This window comes from Bradyrhizobium sp. Unk1 (genome assembly GCF_059512345.1).
Genome location: NZ_JCAMOP010000016.1, coordinates 93,359 through 113,423, shown reverse-complemented (window position 1 = coordinate 113,423; position 20,065 = coordinate 93,359). Strand labels below are relative to the sequence as shown.

At 64.9% G+C, this 20,065-nt stretch carries 19 protein-coding genes; 11 read left to right on the top strand and 8 right to left on the bottom strand.

Going from position 1 to position 20,065, the window contains the following annotated elements; all coding sequences use genetic code 11:
* Positions 1-49: 49 nt before the first annotated feature.
* The 3 genes from AC5ZFO_RS21875 to AC5ZFO_RS21865 are packed head-to-tail and all read left to right on the top strand — an operon-like array spanning position 50 to position 1,868.
* On the top strand, positions 50-1,375 hold the full coding sequence (locus AC5ZFO_RS21875) for an alpha/beta hydrolase (RefSeq protein WP_496122526.1): 1,326 nt from the start codon (positions 50-52) through the stop codon (positions 1,373-1,375).
* 22 nt (positions 1,376-1,397) lie between these two features.
* On the top strand, positions 1,398-1,523 hold the full coding sequence (locus tag AC5ZFO_RS21870) for a hypothetical protein (RefSeq protein ID WP_282521138.1): 126 nt from the start codon (positions 1,398-1,400) through the stop codon (positions 1,521-1,523).
* Positions 1,524-1,541: 18 nt separating this feature from the next.
* Entirely contained in the window at positions 1,542-1,868 is a 327-nt protein-coding gene (locus AC5ZFO_RS21865) for a hypothetical protein (RefSeq protein ID WP_496122525.1), read from the top strand.
* Positions 1,869-1,928: 60 nt separating this feature from the next.
* On the opposite strand, the gene AC5ZFO_RS21860 is transcribed toward AC5ZFO_RS21865, so the two are convergent.
* Both AC5ZFO_RS21860 and AC5ZFO_RS21855 read right to left on the bottom strand, forming a co-directional pair.
* On the bottom strand, positions 1,929-2,306 hold the full coding sequence (locus AC5ZFO_RS21860; protein WP_282521140.1) for a hypothetical protein: 378 nt from the start codon (positions 2,304-2,306) through the stop codon (positions 1,929-1,931).
* A gap of 89 nt (positions 2,307-2,395) precedes the next feature.
* Complete coding sequence (locus AC5ZFO_RS21855) at positions 2,396-3,571, bottom strand: MFS transporter (protein ID WP_496122524.1); 1,176 nt, start codon at positions 3,569-3,571, stop codon at positions 2,396-2,398.
* A 185-nt stretch (positions 3,572-3,756) separates the two neighbouring features.
* Between AC5ZFO_RS21855 and thrS the strand changes: the two genes are divergently transcribed.
* The 5 genes from thrS (at position 3,757) to AC5ZFO_RS21830 (ending at position 9,138) form a co-directional block, all read left to right on the top strand.
* Complete coding sequence (gene thrS / locus AC5ZFO_RS21850) at positions 3,757-5,799, top strand: threonine--tRNA ligase (protein WP_282521142.1); 2,043 nt, start codon at positions 3,757-3,759, stop codon at positions 5,797-5,799.
* An 84-nt stretch (positions 5,800-5,883) separates the two neighbouring features.
* Positions 5,884-6,891, top strand: coding sequence for a hypothetical protein (locus AC5ZFO_RS21845; RefSeq protein WP_496122523.1), 1,008 nt, complete (start codon positions 5,884-5,886; stop codon positions 6,889-6,891).
* Between the two features lie 9 nt (positions 6,892-6,900).
* Entirely contained in the window at positions 6,901-7,125 is a 225-nt protein-coding gene (locus tag AC5ZFO_RS21840) for a hypothetical protein (protein ID WP_282521144.1), read from the top strand.
* Between the two features lie 126 nt (positions 7,126-7,251).
* A complete protein-coding gene (locus AC5ZFO_RS21835) occupies positions 7,252-7,815 on the top strand; it encodes a nitroreductase family protein (RefSeq protein ID WP_282521145.1) in 564 nt (187 codons plus the stop codon).
* Positions 7,816-7,878: 63 nt separating this feature from the next.
* The gene (locus AC5ZFO_RS21830; RefSeq protein WP_282521146.1) at positions 7,879-9,138 is read left to right on the top strand and encodes a serine hydrolase domain-containing protein; all 1,260 of its coding nucleotides are present in this window, start codon (positions 7,879-7,881) and stop codon (positions 9,136-9,138) included.
* Here the strand turns inward: AC5ZFO_RS21830 and AC5ZFO_RS21825 are convergent.
* Both AC5ZFO_RS21825 and AC5ZFO_RS21820 read right to left on the bottom strand, forming a co-directional pair.
* On the bottom strand, positions 9,124-11,586 hold the full coding sequence (locus AC5ZFO_RS21825) for a putative bifunctional diguanylate cyclase/phosphodiesterase (RefSeq protein ID WP_282521147.1): 2,463 nt from the start codon (positions 11,584-11,586) through the stop codon (positions 9,124-9,126). The two genes, AC5ZFO_RS21830 and AC5ZFO_RS21825, sit on opposite strands and share 15 nt — an antisense overlap.
* A gap of 850 nt (positions 11,587-12,436) precedes the next feature.
* Complete coding sequence (locus tag AC5ZFO_RS21820) at positions 12,437-13,294, bottom strand: LysR family transcriptional regulator (RefSeq protein ID WP_496122522.1); 858 nt, start codon at positions 13,292-13,294, stop codon at positions 12,437-12,439.
* A gap of 102 nt (positions 13,295-13,396) precedes the next feature.
* Between AC5ZFO_RS21820 and AC5ZFO_RS21815 the strand changes: the two genes are divergently transcribed.
* Positions 13,397-14,389, top strand: a complete 993-nt coding sequence (locus AC5ZFO_RS21815; protein ID WP_282521149.1) for a zinc-dependent alcohol dehydrogenase family protein — start codon at positions 13,397-13,399, stop codon at positions 14,387-14,389.
* 119 nt (positions 14,390-14,508) lie between these two features.
* Here AC5ZFO_RS21815 and AC5ZFO_RS21810 read toward each other — a convergent pair whose 3' ends face one another.
* The gene (locus tag AC5ZFO_RS21810) at positions 14,509-14,739 is read right to left on the bottom strand and encodes a hypothetical protein (protein ID WP_282521150.1); all 231 of its coding nucleotides are present in this window, start codon (positions 14,737-14,739) and stop codon (positions 14,509-14,511) included.
* Positions 14,740-15,002: 263 nt separating this feature from the next.
* Entirely contained in the window at positions 15,003-15,986 is a 984-nt protein-coding gene (locus tag AC5ZFO_RS21805; RefSeq protein ID WP_282521151.1) for an aldo/keto reductase, read from the bottom strand.
* Between the two features lie 103 nt (positions 15,987-16,089).
* Here AC5ZFO_RS21805 and AC5ZFO_RS21800 point away from each other — a divergent pair, with 103 nt between their 5' ends.
* Positions 16,090-16,983, top strand: a complete 894-nt coding sequence (locus tag AC5ZFO_RS21800; RefSeq protein WP_282521152.1) for a LysR family transcriptional regulator — start codon at positions 16,090-16,092, stop codon at positions 16,981-16,983.
* Between the two features lie 130 nt (positions 16,984-17,113).
* Here AC5ZFO_RS21800 and AC5ZFO_RS21795 read toward each other — a convergent pair whose 3' ends face one another.
* Positions 17,114-18,187, bottom strand: a complete 1,074-nt coding sequence (locus tag AC5ZFO_RS21795; RefSeq protein WP_282521153.1) for an RgsD C-terminal domain-containing protein — start codon at positions 18,185-18,187, stop codon at positions 17,114-17,116.
* A gap of 244 nt (positions 18,188-18,431) precedes the next feature.
* Between AC5ZFO_RS21795 and AC5ZFO_RS21790 the strand changes: the two genes are divergently transcribed.
* A complete protein-coding gene (locus tag AC5ZFO_RS21790; protein ID WP_282521154.1) occupies positions 18,432-19,475 on the top strand; it encodes a patatin-like phospholipase family protein in 1,044 nt (347 codons plus the stop codon).
* Between the two features lie 19 nt (positions 19,476-19,494).
* Here AC5ZFO_RS21790 and AC5ZFO_RS21785 read toward each other — a convergent pair whose 3' ends face one another.
* Positions 19,495-19,923: a CBS domain-containing protein gene (locus AC5ZFO_RS21785; protein ID WP_028150258.1), complete on the bottom strand. Its 429-nt coding sequence runs from the start codon at positions 19,921-19,923 to the stop codon at positions 19,495-19,497.
* Between the last annotated feature and the right edge of the window lie 142 nt (positions 19,924-20,065).

The following is a 20,065-nucleotide window of genomic DNA, read 5'->3' as shown; positions in this document are numbered from 1 at the left end:
CTTGAATATCGCCGCTGGGCTTGTGGACATGACTTGGGGTCATGGGTGGATGGTCGGGGCCGCTCCGAAATTGAGAGCTGACATTCGTGCTGATCGGACGCTGTCCGGCGCGCGCAGTGGCGCGCTCCGGATCGCGCTGATCTCAGCCTTGGTGCCGCTGTCGCTCACGCTGGTTCAATGCGGCAAGGCCTCCAACCCGGCGGCGCTCGCGGCGAACTCGCAGGCCAACGTCGAAATCGTAGCGAAGACCAATCCTCAGGTCGCAAGCAGCGACACATTCGAGGATCGCTTCCCCGCCCCGCAATTCAAGGAGCGCTTCCCGTCGGCGAGCGAGAGTCTTCTGCAGCGGCAGATGTCGGACTTCTCGCCCAAACGCGCCGTCCAGCAGCAGCCTCAGCCGGAGCAGGCGCCGTACAAGGTCGCCTCACTCGCACCGCACGTCCCCTACCATCGTCCGGCACGTGAAGACCTGACGACGCTCGTCAGCTTGAAATCGTCGGCCTTCCCCTATTTCGGCAACAACCCCGCCTCCGACGCACCGTTCCTCAACATCTCCAAGGGCGATCGCCGCGGCCACCGCAGTTATTCCGGGCGCGTCTACTGGCAGGATGAGACCTACAGCGACAGCCGCGTGCTGATGCACGTGCCCGAGCATTTCGACGTGCGCAAGCCGGGCGTGATCGTGGTGTTCTTCCACGGCAACGGCGCAACGCTGGAGCGCGACGTGCGCGACCGCCAACTCGTACCGCAGCAGGTCACCGATTCCGGCGCCAACGCCATCCTGCTGGCGCCGCAGATGGCGGTCGATGCCGCCGATTCCAGCGCCGGCAAGTTCTGGCAGGCGGGCGGCCTCAAGCGCTTCATGGAAGAGTCGGCGACCCATCTGGCCCGGCTCACCGGCGATCCCAACAACGCCCGCGCCTTCGCCAACATGCCGATCGTGATCGTCGGCTACAGCGGCGGCTTCCTGCCGACGGCCTGGAGCCTCGAGGTCGGCGGCATCAGCGACCGCGTCCGCGGCGTCGTCCTGCTCGATGCCGTCTACGGCGAAATGGACAAGTTCGCCTCCTGGATCGAGAGCCACCGCTCCGGCTTCTTCGTCAGCTCCTACACCCGCTACACCGCGCGGCGCGACCGCGAGCTGATGAGCATGCTGCGGCAAAAGGGCATCAGCGTCTCCGAGGACATGGACGGCCCGCTCCGGCCCGGCAGCGTGGTGTTCGTCGAAACCGGCGACGGCATCACACATCGTGATTATGTGACGCGCGCCTGGACCCGGGACCCGCTCAAGGACGTGCTGGTGAAGATGTCGGCGACGCCGGCGCTGGCGCTGACGCGCGTTGCATCAACCAATCCAGCCGCATCGAGCCGCTAACCGATATTGCGCGCGCCGGCATTTGAGCGCGCTGCCCGCAATTGCCGCAGGCTTTGATCAAAATGTGATGTTGATGGCCGACATCCCCGGGACCGACCGGATTGCTTCCGCCGGCAACGATCATAATTTGCCGGCCAAGTTGTTTTGAATTCTTCGGGGACAAGTCGTGCGTCAGGGACTGTACAAGGTCGACTTCCACACGCTTCACGGAACCGGCTGCGGCGTCGTCTATGTGACTGAGGGCAAGATGCGCGGCGGCAATTCCGCTTTCGCGTTCATCGGCACCTACACGGGCGAAGGCGACAGCATCAAGGTCAAGATCTCGACCGAGCGCTACAACGACGATCCGTCGTTCAAGCCGCTGTTCGGGCACGACCGCATCACGCTGACGCTCGCCGGCCGGGAAGACGGCGACACAGCGGAATTCGAAGGCACCGCGCTGCAAGTGCCGGGCGTTGCCTTCAGGGCCGTACTGAGCCGGATCAGCGACTAGCCGTCCGGCTTCCAGATCTCGGCTCTTGATCTTCAGGTCTTGATGGTCAGGTCTTGACGTTCAGGTTTTGGGCAGCTTCGGAATGCTCTCGGCAAAACCGTTGAAGCAGGCCAGACGCTCGTCCTCTTCCTTGAAGAACCGGCAATCGGCGTATCCCTTGGCCTTCGCCGGCTTCGGCTTCGGCGCCGGCGCGATCACCGCATCGTAGCAGTTGAGCCGGTCCTTGGTGCCGTCATCGAGGTCGAGGCAGGCCTGGAGCCGTGCCGCGATCGACTGCGGCTTGCCCTTCGGCGCCGCAGCCGGCTTGGCCGCGGCCTCCTTGGTCCCTTTCGGCTTGACCTGCACCAACTGCTTGTCCCCCACCATCGGTGGCTTGTCGGTTTGTGCAAACGCGGAGGCTGAATAGAGCACCGCGGCAACCGCCAGAATCATCCTCATGTCAGTCAACTCTCTTTGGTCCCCATGCCTCGCCTTCTAGCGCTCCCGCGCGCGGTTTGCCAAGCACCTTGCGCACACGAAAACGCACTTCAGGCCGTGGCGGCGGCGGCCGGCCTGGGCCGGGTCAGGACCACGAGGATCAGCGCCAGGACGACGAAGCCGACCGCGACGAAACCAAGCGGATGCAGCAGTTCGCGGGCGAACAGCAGCCCGCCGATGGCGGAGCCGACAGCCTGGCCGACATAGAGGACGGAGGTGTTGAGCGCGACGGTCGCCGATGCGAGCGGCGGCGCAGCCGCGACCAGCCGCACCTGCTGCATCGAATTGGTCGAGGCAAAGCCGAGGCCCCAGATCGCGACCGCGAGCGCCATCAACACCAGGCTCCCCGCGCCGAGCGCCCAGCCGGTGATGCCTGCAAGCAGCAGGGAGGTGAACAGCAACGACGTCCGATAGGGTCCCCAGGTGTCGACGATGCGGGTCGCGATGACGACGCCGAGGAAACCGCAAACGCCGTAGATGCCGAACACCATGCCGATTGCATCCGGGCTCGCCTCGGTCAGCTTCTTGAGCAGCGGACCCATGAAGGTGAACACCACGAATTGCCCGGACATTTGCAGCATCGTGATCGCAAGCAGCAGCAGGATCGTCCTGCTGCGGCCGACCGCACTCCAGGTCTTCAGGTCAACAGGCGTGCCCTTCAGGCCCGCCGGCAGGCGCAGCAGCAACAACAGGAAGCTGATGCAACCGAGCGCGCCGATCCCGCCATGGGCCGCGCGCCAGCCATAGCGGCTGGCGATGAAAGTGATCAGCGGAAGACCGACGGCCGCAGCTAACGACCAGCCGAGAAAGATGTAGGCGATGGTGCTGCCGCGCCGCTTCACCGGCACGATCAGCGCCGCCGTGCCCGCAGCCTGCGGCGTGTAGAGTGCGCCGACCGCCAGCATCAGCAGGCGAATGATGAGCAGGCTCGTGTAGTCAGGGGCAAATGCCGAGGCGAGATTGCCAAGGGCGAGCACCGCAAGCGTGGTCACAAGCAGCGTCCGCCGCTCGATGCGGCTGGTCAGCCACGCCGTCAGCGGCGAGCCGATGCACAGAATAATCGCGCCGAAGGTGATCAGGAGCCCCGCGGCATGGATGGTGATGCCGAGCCCGGTCGACAATTCCGGCAGCATGCCCGCCGGCGCCAGCACCGAGCAACCGGTGACGAGATTGCCGAGCATCAGGGCGGTCGGCGTGAAACGGCCGGCGACGGGCGGATTTTCCATGCAAGTGCATGTAGAGCAGGCCTGCGACCAGTTAAAGGGCGCGGTGCGAAATAGTTGGAGCATCGCCCAAGCTTTTGCGCGCCACTTTCTTGGAAATGCCGGATTGCACAGGCCGAATCGCCTGATATATCGCTCGTTCCCGCTTACCTGCGCTCGTTCGCAGGAGTGAGCCTCAGGAGAAAAGCATGACCGACCAGCCCAAATCCGAATCCGGCTTTCAATATAGCCTCAGCAATCTGAGACCCGTGACCCCGCCGGAAAAGATCACCCTCACCTTCCCCGACGGCGCCCGGCGCGAATACGCCAAGAGCATCACCGGCCTCGAGATCGCAAAGGGCATTTCGCCGTCGCTGGCCAAGCGCACGGTCGCGATGGCGCTCGACGGTGTGGTCGCCGACCTCGACGATCCCATCGAAGCCGATGCCAAGATCGAGCTGATCAACCGCGACGATCCGCGCGCGCTCGAGCTGATCCGCCACGACTGCGCGCACGTGCTCGCCGAAGCCGTGCAGACGCTGTGGCCAGGCACGCAAGTCACCATCGGTCCCGTGATCGAGAACGGCTTCTACTACGATTTCTTCCGCAACGAGCCGTTCACGCCGGAAGACTTTGCCGCGATCGAGAAGAAGATGCGCGAGATCATCGCGCGCGACAAACCCTTCACCAAGGAAGTCTGGGACCGCGAAAAGACCAAGCAGGTGTTCCGCGACAAGGGCGAGGCGTTCAAGGTCGAGCTGGTCGACGCCATTCCCGGCAACGAGCCGATCAAGATCTACTACCAGGGCGACTGGTTCGATCTCTGCCGCGGCCCGCACATGACCTCGACCGGCAAGGTCGGCAACGCCTTCAAATTGATGAAGGTGGCCGGCGCCTATTGGCGCGGCGACAGCAACAACCCGATGCTGACCCGCATCTACGGCACGGCGTTCGCGAAGCAGGAGGACCTCGACGCTTATCTGAAGCAGATCGAGGAGGCCGAAAAGCGCGACCATCGCAAGCTCGGGCGCGAGCTCGACCTCTTCCACTTCCAGGAAGAAGGTCCGGGCGTCGTGTTCTGGCACGCCAAGGGCTGGACCATCTTCCAGCAGCTGATCGCCTATATGCGCCGGCGCCTCGCCGGCGACTATAGCGAGGTCAATGCGCCGCAGATCCTCGACAAGTCCTTGTGGGAGACCTCGGGCCATTGGGGCTGGTATCGCGAGAACATGTTCGCAGCGCAGTCGGCAGGCGACGAGGCCGAGGACAAGCGCTGGTTTGCGCTGAAACCGATGAACTGCCCCGGCCACGTGCAGATCTTCAAGCACGGCCTGAAGAGCTACCGCGACCTGCCGCTCCGCCTCGCCGAGTTCGGCGTGGTGCATCGCTATGAGCCCTCCGGCGCCATGCATGGCCTGATGCGCGTGCGCGGCTTCACCCAGGACGACGCGCACGTCTTCTGCATGGAAGACCAGCTCGCCGACGAGTGCCTCAAGATCAACGATCTCATTCTGTCGACCTACGCCGACTTCGGCTTCACCGGCGATCTCACGGTGAAGCTCTCGACCCGGCCCGAGAAGCGCGTCGGCACCGATGCGATGTGGGATCACGCCGAGCGCGTGATGGCGACGGTGCTGCGCGAGATCCAGTCGCAGAACAATCACATCAAGACCGAGATCAATCCGGGCGAAGGCGCCTTCTACGGGCCGAAGTTCGAATATGTGCTGCGCGACGCCATCGGCCGCGACTGGCAGTGCGGTACCACGCAGGTCGACTTCAACCTGCCGGAGCGGTTCGGCGCGTTCTATATCGACCATGACAGCGGCAAAAAGGCGCCGGTGATGGTGCACCGCGCGATCTGCGGCTCGATGGAGCGCTTCATCGGCATCCTGATCGAGCACTATGCCGGCAATTTCCCGCTCTGGCTGTCGCCGGTGCAGGTGGTGGTCACCACCATCACCTCGGAGGCCGACGAGTATGCCAAGCAGGTGCTGGAACAGGTCCGGCGCGCGGGGCTTCGGGCCGAGATCGACCTGCGCAACGAAAAGATCAACTACAAGGTCCGCGAGCACTCGCTGGCCAAGATTCCGGCGCTGCTCGTGTGCGGGAAGAAGGAGGCCGAGACGCAGTCGGTCTCGGTCCGCCGGCTCGGCAGCGACGGCCAGAAGGTGATGACGACCGCGGAGGCGATCGCCGCGCTGGTGGACGAGGCGACCCCGCCGGATGTCCGGCGGGCGCGGGCGACCGCTTAGCGGTCGCTCGCCGCGACGCTTTGGGACTCGATCTCGCAACCTGAAGGTGTAGTATCCCATCGCTGCCGTCACGGAGGGATGAGGATGAAAATCGAGTCCGCGCGTGCATTGAAGCTGGAGATTGCCAGCGAGGTCGTGCCCCCAGCGGTGTCTGCCATCAGCGCCGAGGGGGGCTTTTCGGTAACGACCTTTTCGTTGCGCAAGCTGACAAAGGCAGAGCCGCTGGTCGCTCTGGGCGTCGCACCGGGAAAGACCGAGGGGGACGTCAGGCTTGCGGTGAGATTGCAACGCCACTCGTTGCAGCGCTCGACCGCACTGCTCGACAACATCCGCAAGCGCGCCAAGGACGAGGTGGAGGTCCGCTTCGTCGGCCGGATCGCCAAGCACGCCCTGCCGTGGTATCGCCAGCGCCAGCGGCCGCTGCAAACCGGCAGCTCCGTCGGACATTTCAAGATTACAGCGGGGACGATCGGCGCGATCGCCAGGCAACGCAAGACTGGCCACGACGTCATCTTGAGCAACAACCACGTTTTGGCGAACGAGAACGACGCCAAAGCCGGCGATGCTATTCTGCAAGCCGGGGCCCTCGACAAAGGCAAGATGCCGAAGGACGTGGTGGCGAAGCTTACGAAATGGGTGAGCCTGCGACCCAACGGGGCCAATCTGCTCGACGCGGGCATCGCAACTTTGTCCCGGGGGATCGACGCCGATCCCCTTGACTATAGGGGCATCGGCAAGCTCGCGGGTGCGCGTACCGAGCCCCTGTCGCTCGGAATGGCGGTGTCCAAGGTCGGCCGGACCACCGGCGTGACCCACGGCCGGATCAGCGCCATCGAGCTCGACAGCGTCGTGATCCAGTACGACCTCGGAATGCTGTCGTTCGACGATCAGGTGGAGATCGAGTCGACCGGCGCCACGTCGTTCAGCGCGGGCGGCGATTCCGGTTCGCTGATTCTGGATCAGGACAATCGCGGCTGCGCCCTGCTGTTCGCCGGCAGCGAAACCGGCGGCTCGAACGGACGCGGTCTCACCTATGCCAACCCGATCGCAATCGTGCTCAAGAGGCTGGCAATCGACCTGCACGGCGATTAGATTGTGATCATGGACGAGACCAAGATGGCGGCGGCTCGCCGCGCCAAGGCACGCTTCAGCTCGTTGATGCCGAAGGGGCTCAACGTGGTAGGGGTGGGCATCGGCTTGAAGGGAACGGACCCGGCCCTGAAGGTCAATCTTGGAACCGCGCCGGAGGACGACAGTGTGCTGCCGAAGACGATCGAGGGGGTACCTGTCCTTTACGATTATGTCGGCAAGATCACCAAGCGCTAGTCGAACCTCCGCCGCGGGCCGGCAGGCCGTTTCCTTACAATCTGTCAAAACGGCCTTTCAGCTGCTTCGCCGCGCCCCTATTTCGGTGCTAGCGATCGCCAACTCCATCTGACGAAAGAGATCTTCGTGCCCGACGCCATCGAACTCCTGAAGACCCGTCGCTCGGTCAAGCCGCGCGAGATGACCGGGCCCGGCCCCTCCCCCGCCGAGCTCGAAACCATCCTCACCATCGGTGCGCGCGTGCCCGACCACGGCAAGCTCGCGCCCTGGCGCTTCATCATTTTCGAGGGTGACGCGCGCGAGCGGGCCGGCGAGGTCATCGCGAGGGTCTTTGCCCGCAAGAATCCGGACGCGCCGGCGGCGAACGTCGAGACCGAGCGCAAACGCCTCACCGACGCGCCGCTGGTGATCGGTATCGTCAGCTTCACCAAGCCGCATCCGAAGGTCCCGGCGTTCGAGCAGGAATTGTCGGCCGGCGCCAGCGTCATGAACATTGTCACGGCCGCGACCGCGCTCGGCTACGGCGCCTGCTGGCTGACCGGCTGGTTCGCCTTCGATCGCGACGTGCTGGACGGCCTCGGCCTCAAGCCGGACGAAAAGCTCGCCGGCCTCGTCCATATCGGCACGCCGACCAAGCCCAGCGAAGACCGTCCGCGACCGTTCCTTTCGGAAATCGTGACGCGTTTTTAATCGATGTCTTGTTGACGCCTCCAACGTCTTGCGGCTTTGATCCCGGCGAGGGAGGAAGCCCGGATGAAGCGTCGTGAATTTCTGGTCGGGGCCGCGCTGCTGGCCGGCACGATGGGGCGAGGCAGCGCCGCCGACATCCCTGCCCCGTCGGCTGACGGGCTCGACCGCATCACCGCCTATTTTGACAACGAGGTGACGCTTGGCCGCCTGCCGGGCGCGGTGGTCCTGGTGCAGCAGCACGGCAAGCCGGTCTACCTCAAGACCTTCGGCGTGCGCGACACGCGCACCGGCCTCGCCATGACGCCGGATACGATCTTCGCCATTCACTCGATGACCAAGCCGATCACTTGCCTGGGCGCAATGATGCTAATTGACGAGGGCAGGCTCGCGCTCACAGACCCCGTGTCGAAATACGTCCCGCTCTTCGCCGACACCAAGGTGGGCTTGGAGCCGGAGGGCACCTCGAAGGTCGAACTCGAGCCGCCGATCCGTCCTGTCAACATCGAGGATCTGCTGCGGCAAACCTCGGGCATCAGCTACGACTATATCGGCGCCCCATGGGTGATGCAGGTTTACCAGGCCGCCAATATTTTCGAAGGCCCCTTCAACAACAGGCAATTCGCCGACCGCGTCGCCAAGCTGCCGCTCACGCGCCAGCCCGGAACGCTGTGGCGCTACGGCCATTCCACCGACGTGCTCGGCGCCGTGATCGAGATCATCTCGGGCCAGACGCTGTATGAATTCCTCAAGCAGCGCATTCTCGATCCGCTCGGAATGAACAGCACCAAATTCGTATTGAAAACGCCGGAGGAGCGCGCCCGGATGGCGCGGCCGCTGCCGAGCGATCCGGTCCTGCTCGCCGGTGAGCGCGACCGCCTCGCCCATCCCGAATGGGAGTCCGGCGGCGGCGGGCTGCTCTCGACCATCGCCGACTATCAGCGCTTCTCGCAGATGGTGCTCAATGGCGGCGAGTTCGAGGGCAAGCGTTACCTCAGCCCCGCCGTGTTCAAGGCGATGACCACCGATCACGTCGGGCCCGGCTCGGGTGTGGGGCGCGACTATTTCTATTTCCCGGGCGACGGTTTTGGCTATGGCTACGGTATCGGTGTGCGCACCGATCCCGGCAATGCGAAGCCGCCGCCGGCCGGATCGATCGGCGAATTGAAATGGGACTCAGGGAGCGGCACCTATTTCGGCGTCGATCCAAAGCTCGACATGGTCTACCTCTTGATGCAGCAGACCCAGAACGAGCGCAGCCGCATCACGCCCGCTTTCAAGGAACTGGTCTACGGCTGCTATCCCGAAGGGCTACGCCGCCCGTGAGGCGCGCTGGCCGAAATCGGCGAGCAGCTTTGCGATCTCGGCGGCGGGCCGCGCCGCGCTGAACAGAAACCCCTGCACCTCGTTGCAGCCTTCGGCGCGCAGCCAGTCGAGCTGATCCTCGGTCTCGACGCCTTCAGCGGTCGTGGTGATGTTGAGGCTACGGCCGAGTCCGGAGATCGCGCGCACGATCGCGCCGCAATCGGGCCGCTGCGCCAGATCCTTCACAAACGAACGGTCGATCTTGATCTTGTCGAACGGGAAGCTACGGAGATAGCTGAGGCTGGAATAGCCGGTGCCGAAATCATCCATGGAGATGCTGACGCCGAGCTCGCGCAATTGATGCAGGATCGCAAGATTGGCATCGGTCTCCGCCAGGAAGATCGACTCGGTGATCTCGAGCTCGAGTCGTTTCGGCGACAGGCCCGATTGCGCAAGCGCGGAAATCACGACCTGGACCAGGTTGCGGCTGCGGAATTGCGCCGGCGACAAATTGACCGCGACCTTGACGTCGACAGGCCATTTCACCGCCTCGGCGCAGGCCTCGCGCAGCACCCACTCGCCGAGCTGGGTGATGAGGCCGATGTCCTCGGCGACCGGAATGAATTCCGCCGGCGAGATCATGCCCTTGTCGGGATGACGCCAGCGCAACAGCGACTCGAAGCCGGAGATGCGGTCGGACGCGATCGACACCAGCGGCTGGTAGTGCAGCTCGAACTCGCCATTGGCGAAGGCGCGGCGCAGATCGAGCTCCATGTCGCGGCGCTTCTGCGCCTGGAGGTCCATCTCGCGCTCGAAGAAATGATGCACGCCGCCGCCGTCGGATTTCGCCCGGTACAGCGCCATGTCGGCATTGCGCATCAGCTCCTCCGACGTCGTGCCGTCACCGGGCGACAGCGCGATGCCGATGCTGGCGCCGATCACCATCTCCTGGCCGTCGAGGTCGTAGGGCGCCTTCAGCATGTCGATCAGCAAAGTCGCGCAGGCGCTGGCTTCGTTCGGCGAGACGTCGGCCGCCAGGATCACGGCGAACTCGTCGCCGCCAAGCCGGGCCGCGAGATTGCCGCCGCGGACCGCGGTGGTGAGGCGTTCGGCAACTTGCTTCAGCAGGCGATCCCCCACCGGATGCCCGAAGGAATCATTGATGTTCTTGAACAGGTCGAGATCGATATAGAGCACGCCGACCCGTTTTCCGCCGGCCTGGTCGAGCGCCTGCTTCAAGCATTGTTGAAAATGTTCGCGGTTCGGCAGATCGGTGAGCCCGTCATGGTGCGCCATGTGGGCGATCCGCGCCTCGGCCTTGCGCCGCTCCGTGATGTCGACCACCGCGACCAGATAGCCGTCGCGATCGTCGAAGGCGACGCGGCGACCGAAAGTGAGCACCTCGATCTCGCTGCCGTCGGCACACAAATGGCGCCAGTTGCGCGAGGAATGATAGGTGTCGCCGATGCGTTCGAGCGCCTCGGCGTGGCTGTCCCACTCGTCCTCGGGCCAGATCTCGTGCAGCTTCATCCGCAGGAAGGTGGCGCGGCTGTAGCCGTAGTGCTGGACCGCGGCATCGTTGACGCTGAGAAATTCCTTGGTCTGTGCCTCGAACACCCACATCGGCATCGGGTTGTTGTCGAACAGCAGACGAAACGAGGCGTCGCGCCGCTTCAACGCGGTGACGTCCGAGATCGTCAACGAGACCAGATCGGCAAAGGCGGTGGCACTGAGCCGAAGGTAACGTCCGTCGTCTTCGATCTCCAGCTGCTCGCCGCGGCCGCCGGAGACGACCTTGAGCAGGAAGTCCATGATTTCGGGCGAGGCCAATAGCGTATTCCCCTCGCCGATCCGCCGCCACAACAGGCCCGCGCTCGCGGCTTTCAGCAGCGCTCCGGCGCTCTTGTTGTGGTGCACGATCTGGAGATCGAACGGCTTGCCCGCGGCATCGCGCAGCGTCGCCAGAGAAACCACGGCGTCATCGGTCGACGAGAAGATCGCGTCCAAAAGATTGTATTGCGCACCGCGCTCGTTGATATAGGCGCCAACCAGCGTAGCGCCCCAGCGCGAGGCGGTCGGCAGCGCCAGCACATCGTAGGTCCGGACCATGCCGTCGCGCACGCAATGGGCGCTTGCCTGGTGCGGCCGTCCGTTCTCGAGCGCGCTCGCCACAGCTTCCGACAGCGCCGTGGCGCAATCGGGCGAGAGCTCCGCAACGGGGATATCCCAGCGCTCCTCGCCGAGCCATTCCTGCACGTAACGGCCGCTTCGCGACAATTCGAGCGCGCCATCGTTCTTCAGCAGCGCGATGTGGTCGGCGAGCCGTCCGAGGCTCCCAAGCATCACGTCCTCATAGCGCGGCAGCCGTTCGCCCGGCTTCAACGCGGCACGCCATTTGCGTTGAAGCACCGGGATGTCGTCAAACATTTCGGCGGCCGGTTTTCCCGGCATCTTCTTCGCGGCAGTCATTGCAGTCCCCAACGCACTTTCCCTGGGGCATCCAATGCAGCCGCGCTTAATGCCGTGTAAAAAGGACGCAGCCGCGGGTTCCATTCGGCGATTATGACAGTTTTAAGTCAGGTGTTGGTTAGTGCGCGTTAGAGACTATGACGGTTGCCTAAAATGCGATGCGTGCGCGCGAGAGTGAAGTTATGGCGCACAGCCGCGCATTCTCGCGGCGCATTTCGCCCGAGCTTTGTCTGATCGCCTCACCCTCGAATGAAAGAGGGCGCAGGGAAGACCGGGAGCCGGCTGGCACCCGCGGTCCACTGTGCGAAACTGTGGTGAGAAATCTGCACAGCGGCATACAGGTGTAGCCAGGACATCCCGGCCTTCCCTGCGCAGTAGTTGGAACGGCTTATGTCGCGCTCTCCCCGGGGAGCGATGCACTATTGCCCCCGTCGCCTTGCAGATGGCTGATGCGCGCGCCCGGTTGGGCAACACGCACCACCACAAGACTTGGCGCACAGACCCCGGGCGCCAGGACGACACGATTTGGCCGTACGTGGATCACGCCGGTCGTGCGTGCGACGTGCTTCGCTCACGGCTGCCCGCCCTGCGATCACCTTCGCACCAGTGTGGCCCACGTCCACCGCCGCCCGGCCCGCATTCGTGACGATCGCGATACGCCCCTCTTCCTTGGGCCGGGTTGATGCGATGGATACGCCCTTTCCGAATTTCGGTAAAGTGGAATATTTTCAACCTTGCGGATTGACCGACCGCCTGGGTGTTTTGTCCGAAGCCCGGATGGAGCGAAGCGTAATCCGGGGTTCTCGCCCGCAGATGCAGCGGCCCCGGATTGCGCTTCGCTCCATCCGGGCTACGAAGGCACCGCCAACCTTTCAATTACCAGATCGAGCAGCGCGCGCAGGCGCGCCATGCGCCTGAGATCGCGGTGATAGCCGACATAGGTGTCGCGGCCGGGCGGCGTCGCACCGATGTCGAGCGCGACGAGCCGGCGGTCGCGGTCGCCGAGGGGACGCGGCAGCACCGCAAGTCCGCCGCCATTTGCGCAAAGCTCAGCCTGCGCCTGCCGGTTGTTGCTGCGCGAGGCAATCTCCGCATTCGGCAGCGTGCGCTTCAGCCAGACCGCGTCGGGCATGTCGGCGAATTCGGCATTCATGGTGACGACACGGGCGCCGCTTCCGTCGCCGGCATGCGGCAGCTTGCTGCCCTTCTTGCCATACAGCGCATAGGGAATGTGGAGCAGCTTTCTCGAGATCACCTCGGGCTCGCTGAACGGCTTGATGCGGAAGACGAGCTCGGCTTCGCGCCGCGGCAGGCTATAGAGGCGCGCATCGGTCAGGAGCTCGACAGTCACCTTGGGACGACGCTTGCCGAAGGCGGCGATCACCGGCGACAGCATCACCGCGCCGAACCAGTCCGACGACGACAGGCGTAGCAAGCCGTCGAGCTGCGTCTCCGCACCGGTGGCGTGGCGCTGAAGCGCGAGCGCCTCCTCCTCGATCCGCTCGGCGTGGCGCAGCACGGCGGCGCCCTCGTCGGTCAGCACGAAACCATCGGCGGTGCGCTGGAACAGCGTTTGTCCCAGCGCGGTTTCGAGCGCGCGAAGCCGCCGCCCCATCGTCGGCTGGGTCTGGCCGATCTTGCGCGCGGCAGCGCCGAGCGTGCCTTCGCGCGCAATCGCCAGGAAGATGCGCAGGTCACTCCAGTCCATCGGAGTCCCTCATACATAAATGCACGATCATTGTACGCTCTTATTCCTACCCATGCAAAATTTCATGAGCATATTGGAGGCCGACAACGGAGCAAGACGATCATGACGAGACAATCGACGATGCGGGCTGCGATCCTGGAGACCCACAACGCGCCGCTGCGCCTCTCAACCGTCTCCACGCCCGAGGTCGGCCCGCACGAGGTGTTGGTGCGGGTCCGCGCGAGCGGGGTCAATCCGCTCGACACCAAGATCCATGCCGGCGCGGCGGCGCATGCGCGCCATCCGCTGCCCGCCATTCTCGGAATCGATCTCGCCGGCGTGGTCGAGCAGATCGGGCGCAAGGTCGCGCGGTTCAAGCCTGGCGACGAAGTCTATGGCATGACCGGAGGCGTCGGCGGCGTGCCGGGATCGCTCGCTGAATTCGCCGCGGTCGACGCCGACCTGCTGGCGTTCAAGCCCGCTAATCTGAGCATGCGGGAAGCGGCTGCCCTGCCCCTGATCGTCATCACGGCCTGGGAAGGCCTGATCGACCGCGCGGCGTTGAAGGCCGGCCAGAAGGTTTTGATTCATGGCGGTGCGGGCGGCGTCGGCCATGTCGCAATCCAGATCGCGCGCGCCTTCGGAGCAGACGTGTTCGCGACCGGCTCCACGGCACAACGTGCCATCATCGGAGGCTTCGGCGCGACGTTCATCGAACGCGACACCGCGGTTGAGACTTACGTCGCGGCACACACCGGAGGCCGCGGTTTCGACATCGTCTACGACACCGTCGGCGGCAAGGTGCTCGATGCCTCCTTCGAATCCGTGCGCCGTTTTGGCCATGTGGTGAGCGCGCTAGGCTGGGGCGCGCATGCGCTTGCGCCGCTGTCGTTCCGCGCCGCCAGCTATTCCGGTGTGTTCACACTGCTGCCGCTGCTATCCGGCGAAGGCCGCGCGCATCACGGTGAGATCATGGCGGAGGCGACGCGCCTGGTTGAAGCCGGCAAGCTCGCGCCGCTGGTCGATGCAAGCCGCTTCACGCTGGAGAGTGTAGGCGATGCCTACGCTCTGATCCAGGATCACGCCGCCAAGGGCAAGCTGGTCGTCGACATCTGAGGTGGGGCTCGTAGCCCGGACGGAGCGCAGCGCAATCCGGGGTTCTCGGCCAAGACACGCGAAGGTCCCGGATTACGCTTCGCTCCATCCGGGCTATGGCGCTGCGGCGCTTCGCGCAACTAGTCCTCGCTGGCTGCCGCGGAGCGCTTGCGCAAGTAAGCCTGCGACAACAGGAAGAACAGTGCGCGCTCGCCATGATACTTGGCGGACGGCCGGGTGCGCTCGAAGCCATCGGCAAATATCTTGCCGGACTGGCACACCTGCCATCGCCAGCCAAACCGCTTACGCCTGGTGATGATCACTTCAAACATGCCGACGGGCTTGGTCCCCTGCTTCTGCCGGTCTCGCAAGACATGCGCCTGCTCCGGCCTCCCCCGTTAGACGGATGCCCGACATATAACGCAGCAGGACGGAAAGAGAATAAAATTGATTATCGGAAATCCGTATCTTCCACCGGCTATGACGAAGTCGCGACGCTCGCGGAATAAGCCTGTGCTGGCGGTGTTTATCGATTCCTTCAACGCTGCTTGGTAGCCTGACAAAGGTATTCAAGTCGGAACACAAGACGCGTATGCCCGGTAAGCGAACGCTCACCGGGCATTCACGCCGCAGCTCAGCGGCCGACTCGCGCCTGAAGATGCGCAGGATAGCGATCGCCCTGCACGGCTACCTTGGACAGCACCCCTGCAATTGCAGCGAGATCCGCGTCCGACAGCGTCACCGCGGCCGCGCCGAGATTTTCCTCGAGCCGGTGCAGCTTTGTTGTGCCGGGGATCGGCACGATCCACGGCTTCTGCGCGAGCAGCCAGGCCAACGCGATCTGCGCCGGCGTCACCTTCTTCACTGCGGCGATCTCGCCGAGCAGATCGACGAGGGTCTGATTGGATTTGCGTGCGCTGGATGAGAAGCGTGGCACGATGTTGCGGAAGTCGCTCGCATCGAACGTCGTGCTCTCGGTGATCGCGCCGGTCAGAAAGCCCTTGCCGAGCGGGCTGAACGGAACGAAGCCGATGCCGAGCTCTTCCAGCGTCGGCAGTATCTCCTGCTCCGGCTCGCGCCACCACAGCGAATATTCGCTTTGCAATGCGGTCACGGGCTGCACCGCATGGGCGCGGCGAATGGTCTGCGCGCCCGCCTCCGACATGCCGAAATGCAGCACCTTGCCGGCCTGGATCAGGTCCTTGACCGCGCCCGCGGTCTCCTCGACCGGCACGTCGGGATCGACGCGGTGCTGGTAGAACAGATCGATGCGATCGGTCTTCAGCCGCTTCAGCGCAGCCTCCGCCACCGCCTTGACGTTGGCGGGCCGGCTGTCGAGGCCGGCCTCGACCTTGCCGCCCTTGAAGCCGAACTTGGTGGCGATCACGACCTTGTCGCGGAATGGCTGAAGCGCCTCGCCGAGCAGCTCCTCGTTGGCGAACGGGCCGTAGGCCTCGGCGGTGTCGAAGAAGGTCACACCGCGCGCGACGGCGGTCCTGATCAGCGCGATCGCCTGCGACGTCTCGGTCGCCGGGCCATAGCCGTAGCTCAGGCCCATGCAGCCGAGGCCGAGGGCCGAGACCTCGAGGCCGCTCTTGCCCAGTTTTCGCATCTGCATCGTCAGCTCTCCCTAGAGTTCATGTTCAGCGGCGAATTTAGGCCACACGCCGGTCTGCGATTAGATGATAAAATCGGTATGTACTGATGAGATGGATTCATGAATGACCCGCACCAACGTCAATGACCTCCTGGCCTTCCTTGCGGTTGCGCGCGAGCGCAGCTTTACCCGCGCGGCAGCCCAGCTCGGTGTGTCGCAGTCGGCGCTCAGCCACACTGTGCGCGGCCTGGAGGAACGGCTCGGCCTGCGGCTGCTCACCCGCACCACCCGCAGCGTCGCACCAACGGAAGCGGGCGAACGTCTGCTCCGCAATGTCGGGCCGCGCTTTGTGGAGATCGACGCAGAGCTGTCGGCGCTGACTGCGCTCCGCGAGACGCCGGCGGGCACCGTCCGCATCACCACCGGCGAGCACGCCGCACAGACGGTGCTGTGGCCGGCGCTCGCAAAGCTGCTGCCGCGCTACCCCGATCTCAAGGTCGAGCTCGTCGTCGACTACGGCCTGACCGACATCGTCGCCGAGCGCTACGACGCCGGCGTACGCCTCGGCGAGCAGGTCGCCAGGGACATGATCGCGGTGCGGATCGGACCGGAGATGCGCATGGCCGTGGTCGGCGCGCCCGCCTATTTCGCCGCGCGGGGCAAGCCGAAGCTGCCGCAGGATCTCACCGAGCACAATTGCATCAACCTCCGCCTGCCGACCTATGGCGGGATCTATGCCTGGGAGTTCGAGAAGCGCGGCCGCGCGATGAAGGTGCGGGTCGACGGCCAGCTGGTGTTCAACACCGGCCTGCTCAGGATGAATGCCGTGCTGGCGGGGCTTGGTCTCGCCTATATCCCCGACGATCTCGTCAAGCGCGAGATCGCCGACGGCCGGCTGATCCGCGTGCTCGCCGACTGGTGCGCACCGTTTGCGGGCTATCACCTGTATTATCCGAGCCGTCGGCAGCCGACGCCGGCGTTCGCCGTGCTGGTGGAGGCGCTGCGGTATCGGAAGTGAGGGGCGCGGCCCTCCTCCTCGTCATCGCGAGCGCAGCGAAGCAATCCAGAATCTTTCCGCGGAGGGACTCTGGATTGCTTCGCTGCGCTCGCAATGACGATGGGGGAGACCCGACGCTATATCGGCCAGATCAGCGCGCGACGACTTCCACTTCGCCGTCGACGCCGTTGACGACGTTGAAGCCGCGCTCGTAGACCTTGCCCTCGTTCTTGGCGATGGCGCGGTATTCGCCTTCGGAGAGCACGACGCGCGGGAAGGCGCCGATCGATTCCTTGATGACGTCGCCGCCGGGCGTCAGCACCGACCAGGCGGTGTTGGCGAGCGCCTCGCCGCCCCTGTCGCTGACGAGCTTGAGCGTGATCACGGCGGCGCGGTGGGTGATGGTGACGTCGGTGAGCTTGCCGGCCTGGACGCGGATGTCCGAGCGCACCACCGAATTGGCGTCGCCGTAGTTGGAGATGATGTAGTAGGTGCCCTCCGGGATCAGCACGACGTCGCCGGCGGCGACGTTCGGCACCAGCGAGGCGCGCTCGCCAGACTCGAACTGGCTACCCTTGTAGATCGCGAACGAGATCTGGTTCTGCGGAATGCGGCTGGTGCCGACGCGCCCCTCGATGCGCAGGCCGCCGGCCGGCAGCACGAAGGATTCGCGGTCGGTCTCGGCCTTCAGGCTGACGGTGCGCACCGCACTGACGAGACCAAAGGCGACGTGCACGACGTAATTGCCCGGCGGCAACACGATGTTCGGCGTGGCGTTCCGATCCTCGCGGATCAGCTTGAAGGTGCCGTTCTCGTCAGGACGGTCGGCAAACACGCGCCAGACCAGGCCGCTGGTGATCGCGGGCGTGTCCTTGCCGTATTTCGCGGTCAGCGACAGAACGCCCTGGCCGGGCACGGCCGCGTTGAGCGGCGGGGCCGCCGGCACGGTGCTGACCGCGGGCGGCGGCATGCTGGGCGTGTTCGGCTGGAGCAGGGTCGGCGGCAAGCTCGGCGGCGCAGCGCCCGGGCCGGAGGGGGGCGCGAGGCTGACAGCGCCGCCGGGGTCGGGCACCGAGGCGGGCGGCACCGGGGGCGGACGATCGGAGAAAAGCTGCGCCTGGGCAGCATTTTGACCAAGGGTATAGAGGCAGGCAGCAAGGATCAGCGTCGGCAGCAGCAATGTGCTGCGCCGCCATCCGATGATGCCGTCACCCCCGAGAGTCATGCCACCTGCTTTTCACCGAAAACGCGGCAAATTCAAGCCTCCGAATCCCCAGGGAATACGGCCGGATACAGTTCTTTGGAACCCGGTTGACGCCTGCGTGATTAAACGGGAGGCAGCCGGTCCTCGCCACACTCCTGCCCCCTGCTTCCCGAACGGTATAAACCATGCTTTGCCCTCGTTCTGGCGGAGCGGAAGTACGGCGCCTACTCTGGTGTGAGGGCTGGCCCGGGGTAGGAGGGTTTCGGTGCTTGATATCTTGAAGGGTCGGGGCGTGAACGGCTCCAATGGAGAGAAGGTCGGTCTTGGCAGCGTGCGACGGCCGGTCATTGGCCTGGCGCTCGGCGGCGGCGCGGCGCGCGGCTTTGCCCATATCGGCATCCTCAGAACCCTGGCCGCCAATGGCATCGTGCCTGACGTCGTGGTCGGCACCTCGATCGGCGCCGTGGTTGGCGGCCTCTATGCGGCCGGCCGGCTCGATACGCTGCAGGAGTGGGGACGCAGCCTACAGGGGATGCGCAACATCCTCGGCTATCTCGACATCCGACTGAGCGGCTCCGGCCTGATCGGCGGTGAGAAGCTGGCAACCCGGCTCGAGGATGCGGTTGGCCAGACCCTGATCGAGGATCTTCCGATCAAGTTCGCCGCCGTCGCAACCGAGGTCCGTACCGGCCACGAGATCTGGCTGACGCGCGGCCGCGTGGTCGACGCCATGCGCGCCTCCTACGCCCTGCCCGGCATCTTCTCGCCCGTCCTGATCGGTGACCGCTGGCTGGTCGACGGCGCACTGGTGAATCCGGTGCCGGTCTCGGCCGCCCGCGCGCTTGGCGCCGAAATCGTCATCGCCGCAAATCTTTCCAGCGACATCTTCACCCATTCCACGACGATCTATTCGCACGGCGCGGTGCCCGAGACGGTCCCGCCGGCGGCCGAGGCGACCACGGCGAAGCGACGCTTCCCGCGATTGTTCTCGCCCGAGAAAACCATGAAGCGCGAGTTCTTCGGCAGCGCCGGACGGCCCGGCATCTCCTCGGTGATGGTCGACGCCTTCAACATCATGCAGGACCGCATTACCCGCGCGCGCCTCGCCGGCGATCCGCCCGATCTCCTGATCACGCCGCGGGTCGGTCATTTCGGCTGGTTCGACTTCCACCGCGGCGAGGATCTGATCGCGCACGGCACCCGTGCCGCCGAGCGCGCGCTGGAGTCGATCCAGGAGGCGATCGAGGTGCTCGCACCAGCGCCCGCGGGCCACGCGCCCAAAGCGGGCGAGTCCAAGGCAGACGAGTGAGCCAGACGAGTGAGGCCGCTCAGGCCGTCTTGATATAGTCGCGCAGGGCTTCCTGCTCGGCCTCGTATTCCTGGACGCGGCGCTTGACGATGTCGCCGATCGAGATCAGGCCCACCACCTTGCCGCCGTCGACGACGGGCAGATGGCGGAACTTGCCGGTGGTCATCGTCTCCATGAGCTCGGCCACCGTGTCGGTCTCCTTGCAGGTCACGACCTTGCGGGTCATGACCTGGGAGACCGGCTCCTCCAGCGCGCCGGCGCCGCGCTCGCCGATCACGCGCACGATGTCGCGCTCGGACAGGATGCCTTCGAGCCGGCTCTGGTTCATCACCAGCACCGCGCCGATCTTCTTCTCACCGAGCAGCTTGACCGCGGCAGCCAGCTTGGCGTCGGGCTCGACGCTCATGATCTGGTGGCCCTTGGTGTTGAGAATGGAACGTACCGTCATTGTCGGCCTCCCTGAATCGGATCCGTCCGCATTTCGCGGCCGGACTTGTTCGTCGAGTCTTCAACTAACAGTTTAGGCGCCGGTTGCACGCTGAGGCGCTTTGCGAAGCATCGCCGCTAGCGGCTTGTCGCTTCGGAACATT

Excerpts from the sequence above, each read along its gene's own strand:
- AC5ZFO_RS21815 (WP_282521149.1), top strand. The coding sequence starts at position 13,397 with ATGACGAGACAATCGACGATGCGGGCTGCGATCCTGGAGACCCACAAC.
- AC5ZFO_RS21860 (WP_282521140.1), bottom strand. The coding sequence starts at position 2,306 with ATGAGGATGATTCTGGCGGTTGCCGCGGTGCTCTATTCAGCCTCCGCG.
- AC5ZFO_RS21825 (WP_282521147.1), bottom strand. The coding sequence starts at position 11,586 with ATGACTGCCGCGAAGAAGATGCCGGGAAAACCGGCCGCCGAAATGTTT.
- AC5ZFO_RS21800 (WP_282521152.1), top strand. The coding sequence starts at position 16,090 with ATGACCCGCACCAACGTCAATGACCTCCTGGCCTTCCTTGCGGTTGCG.
- AC5ZFO_RS21840 (WP_282521144.1), top strand. The coding sequence starts at position 6,901 with ATGGACGAGACCAAGATGGCGGCGGCTCGCCGCGCCAAGGCACGCTTC.
- AC5ZFO_RS21875 (WP_496122526.1), top strand. The coding sequence starts at position 50 with ATGGTCGGGGCCGCTCCGAAATTGAGAGCTGACATTCGTGCTGATCGG.
- AC5ZFO_RS21855 (WP_496122524.1), bottom strand. The coding sequence starts at position 3,571 with ATGGAAAATCCGCCCGTCGCCGGCCGTTTCACGCCGACCGCCCTGATG.
- AC5ZFO_RS21795 (WP_282521153.1), bottom strand. The coding sequence starts at position 18,187 with ATGACTCTCGGGGGTGACGGCATCATCGGATGGCGGCGCAGCACATTG.
- AC5ZFO_RS21820 (WP_496122522.1), bottom strand. The coding sequence starts at position 13,294 with ATGGACTGGAGTGACCTGCGCATCTTCCTGGCGATTGCGCGCGAAGGC.
- AC5ZFO_RS21785 (WP_028150258.1), bottom strand. The coding sequence starts at position 19,923 with ATGACGGTACGTTCCATTCTCAACACCAAGGGCCACCAGATCATGAGC.
- AC5ZFO_RS21805 (WP_282521151.1), bottom strand. The coding sequence starts at position 15,986 with ATGCAGATGCGAAAACTGGGCAAGAGCGGCCTCGAGGTCTCGGCCCTC.
- thrS (WP_282521142.1), top strand. The coding sequence starts at position 3,757 with ATGACCGACCAGCCCAAATCCGAATCCGGCTTTCAATATAGCCTCAGC.
- AC5ZFO_RS21830 (WP_282521146.1), top strand. The coding sequence starts at position 7,879 with ATGAAGCGTCGTGAATTTCTGGTCGGGGCCGCGCTGCTGGCCGGCACG.
- AC5ZFO_RS21845 (WP_496122523.1), top strand. The coding sequence starts at position 5,884 with ATGAAAATCGAGTCCGCGCGTGCATTGAAGCTGGAGATTGCCAGCGAG.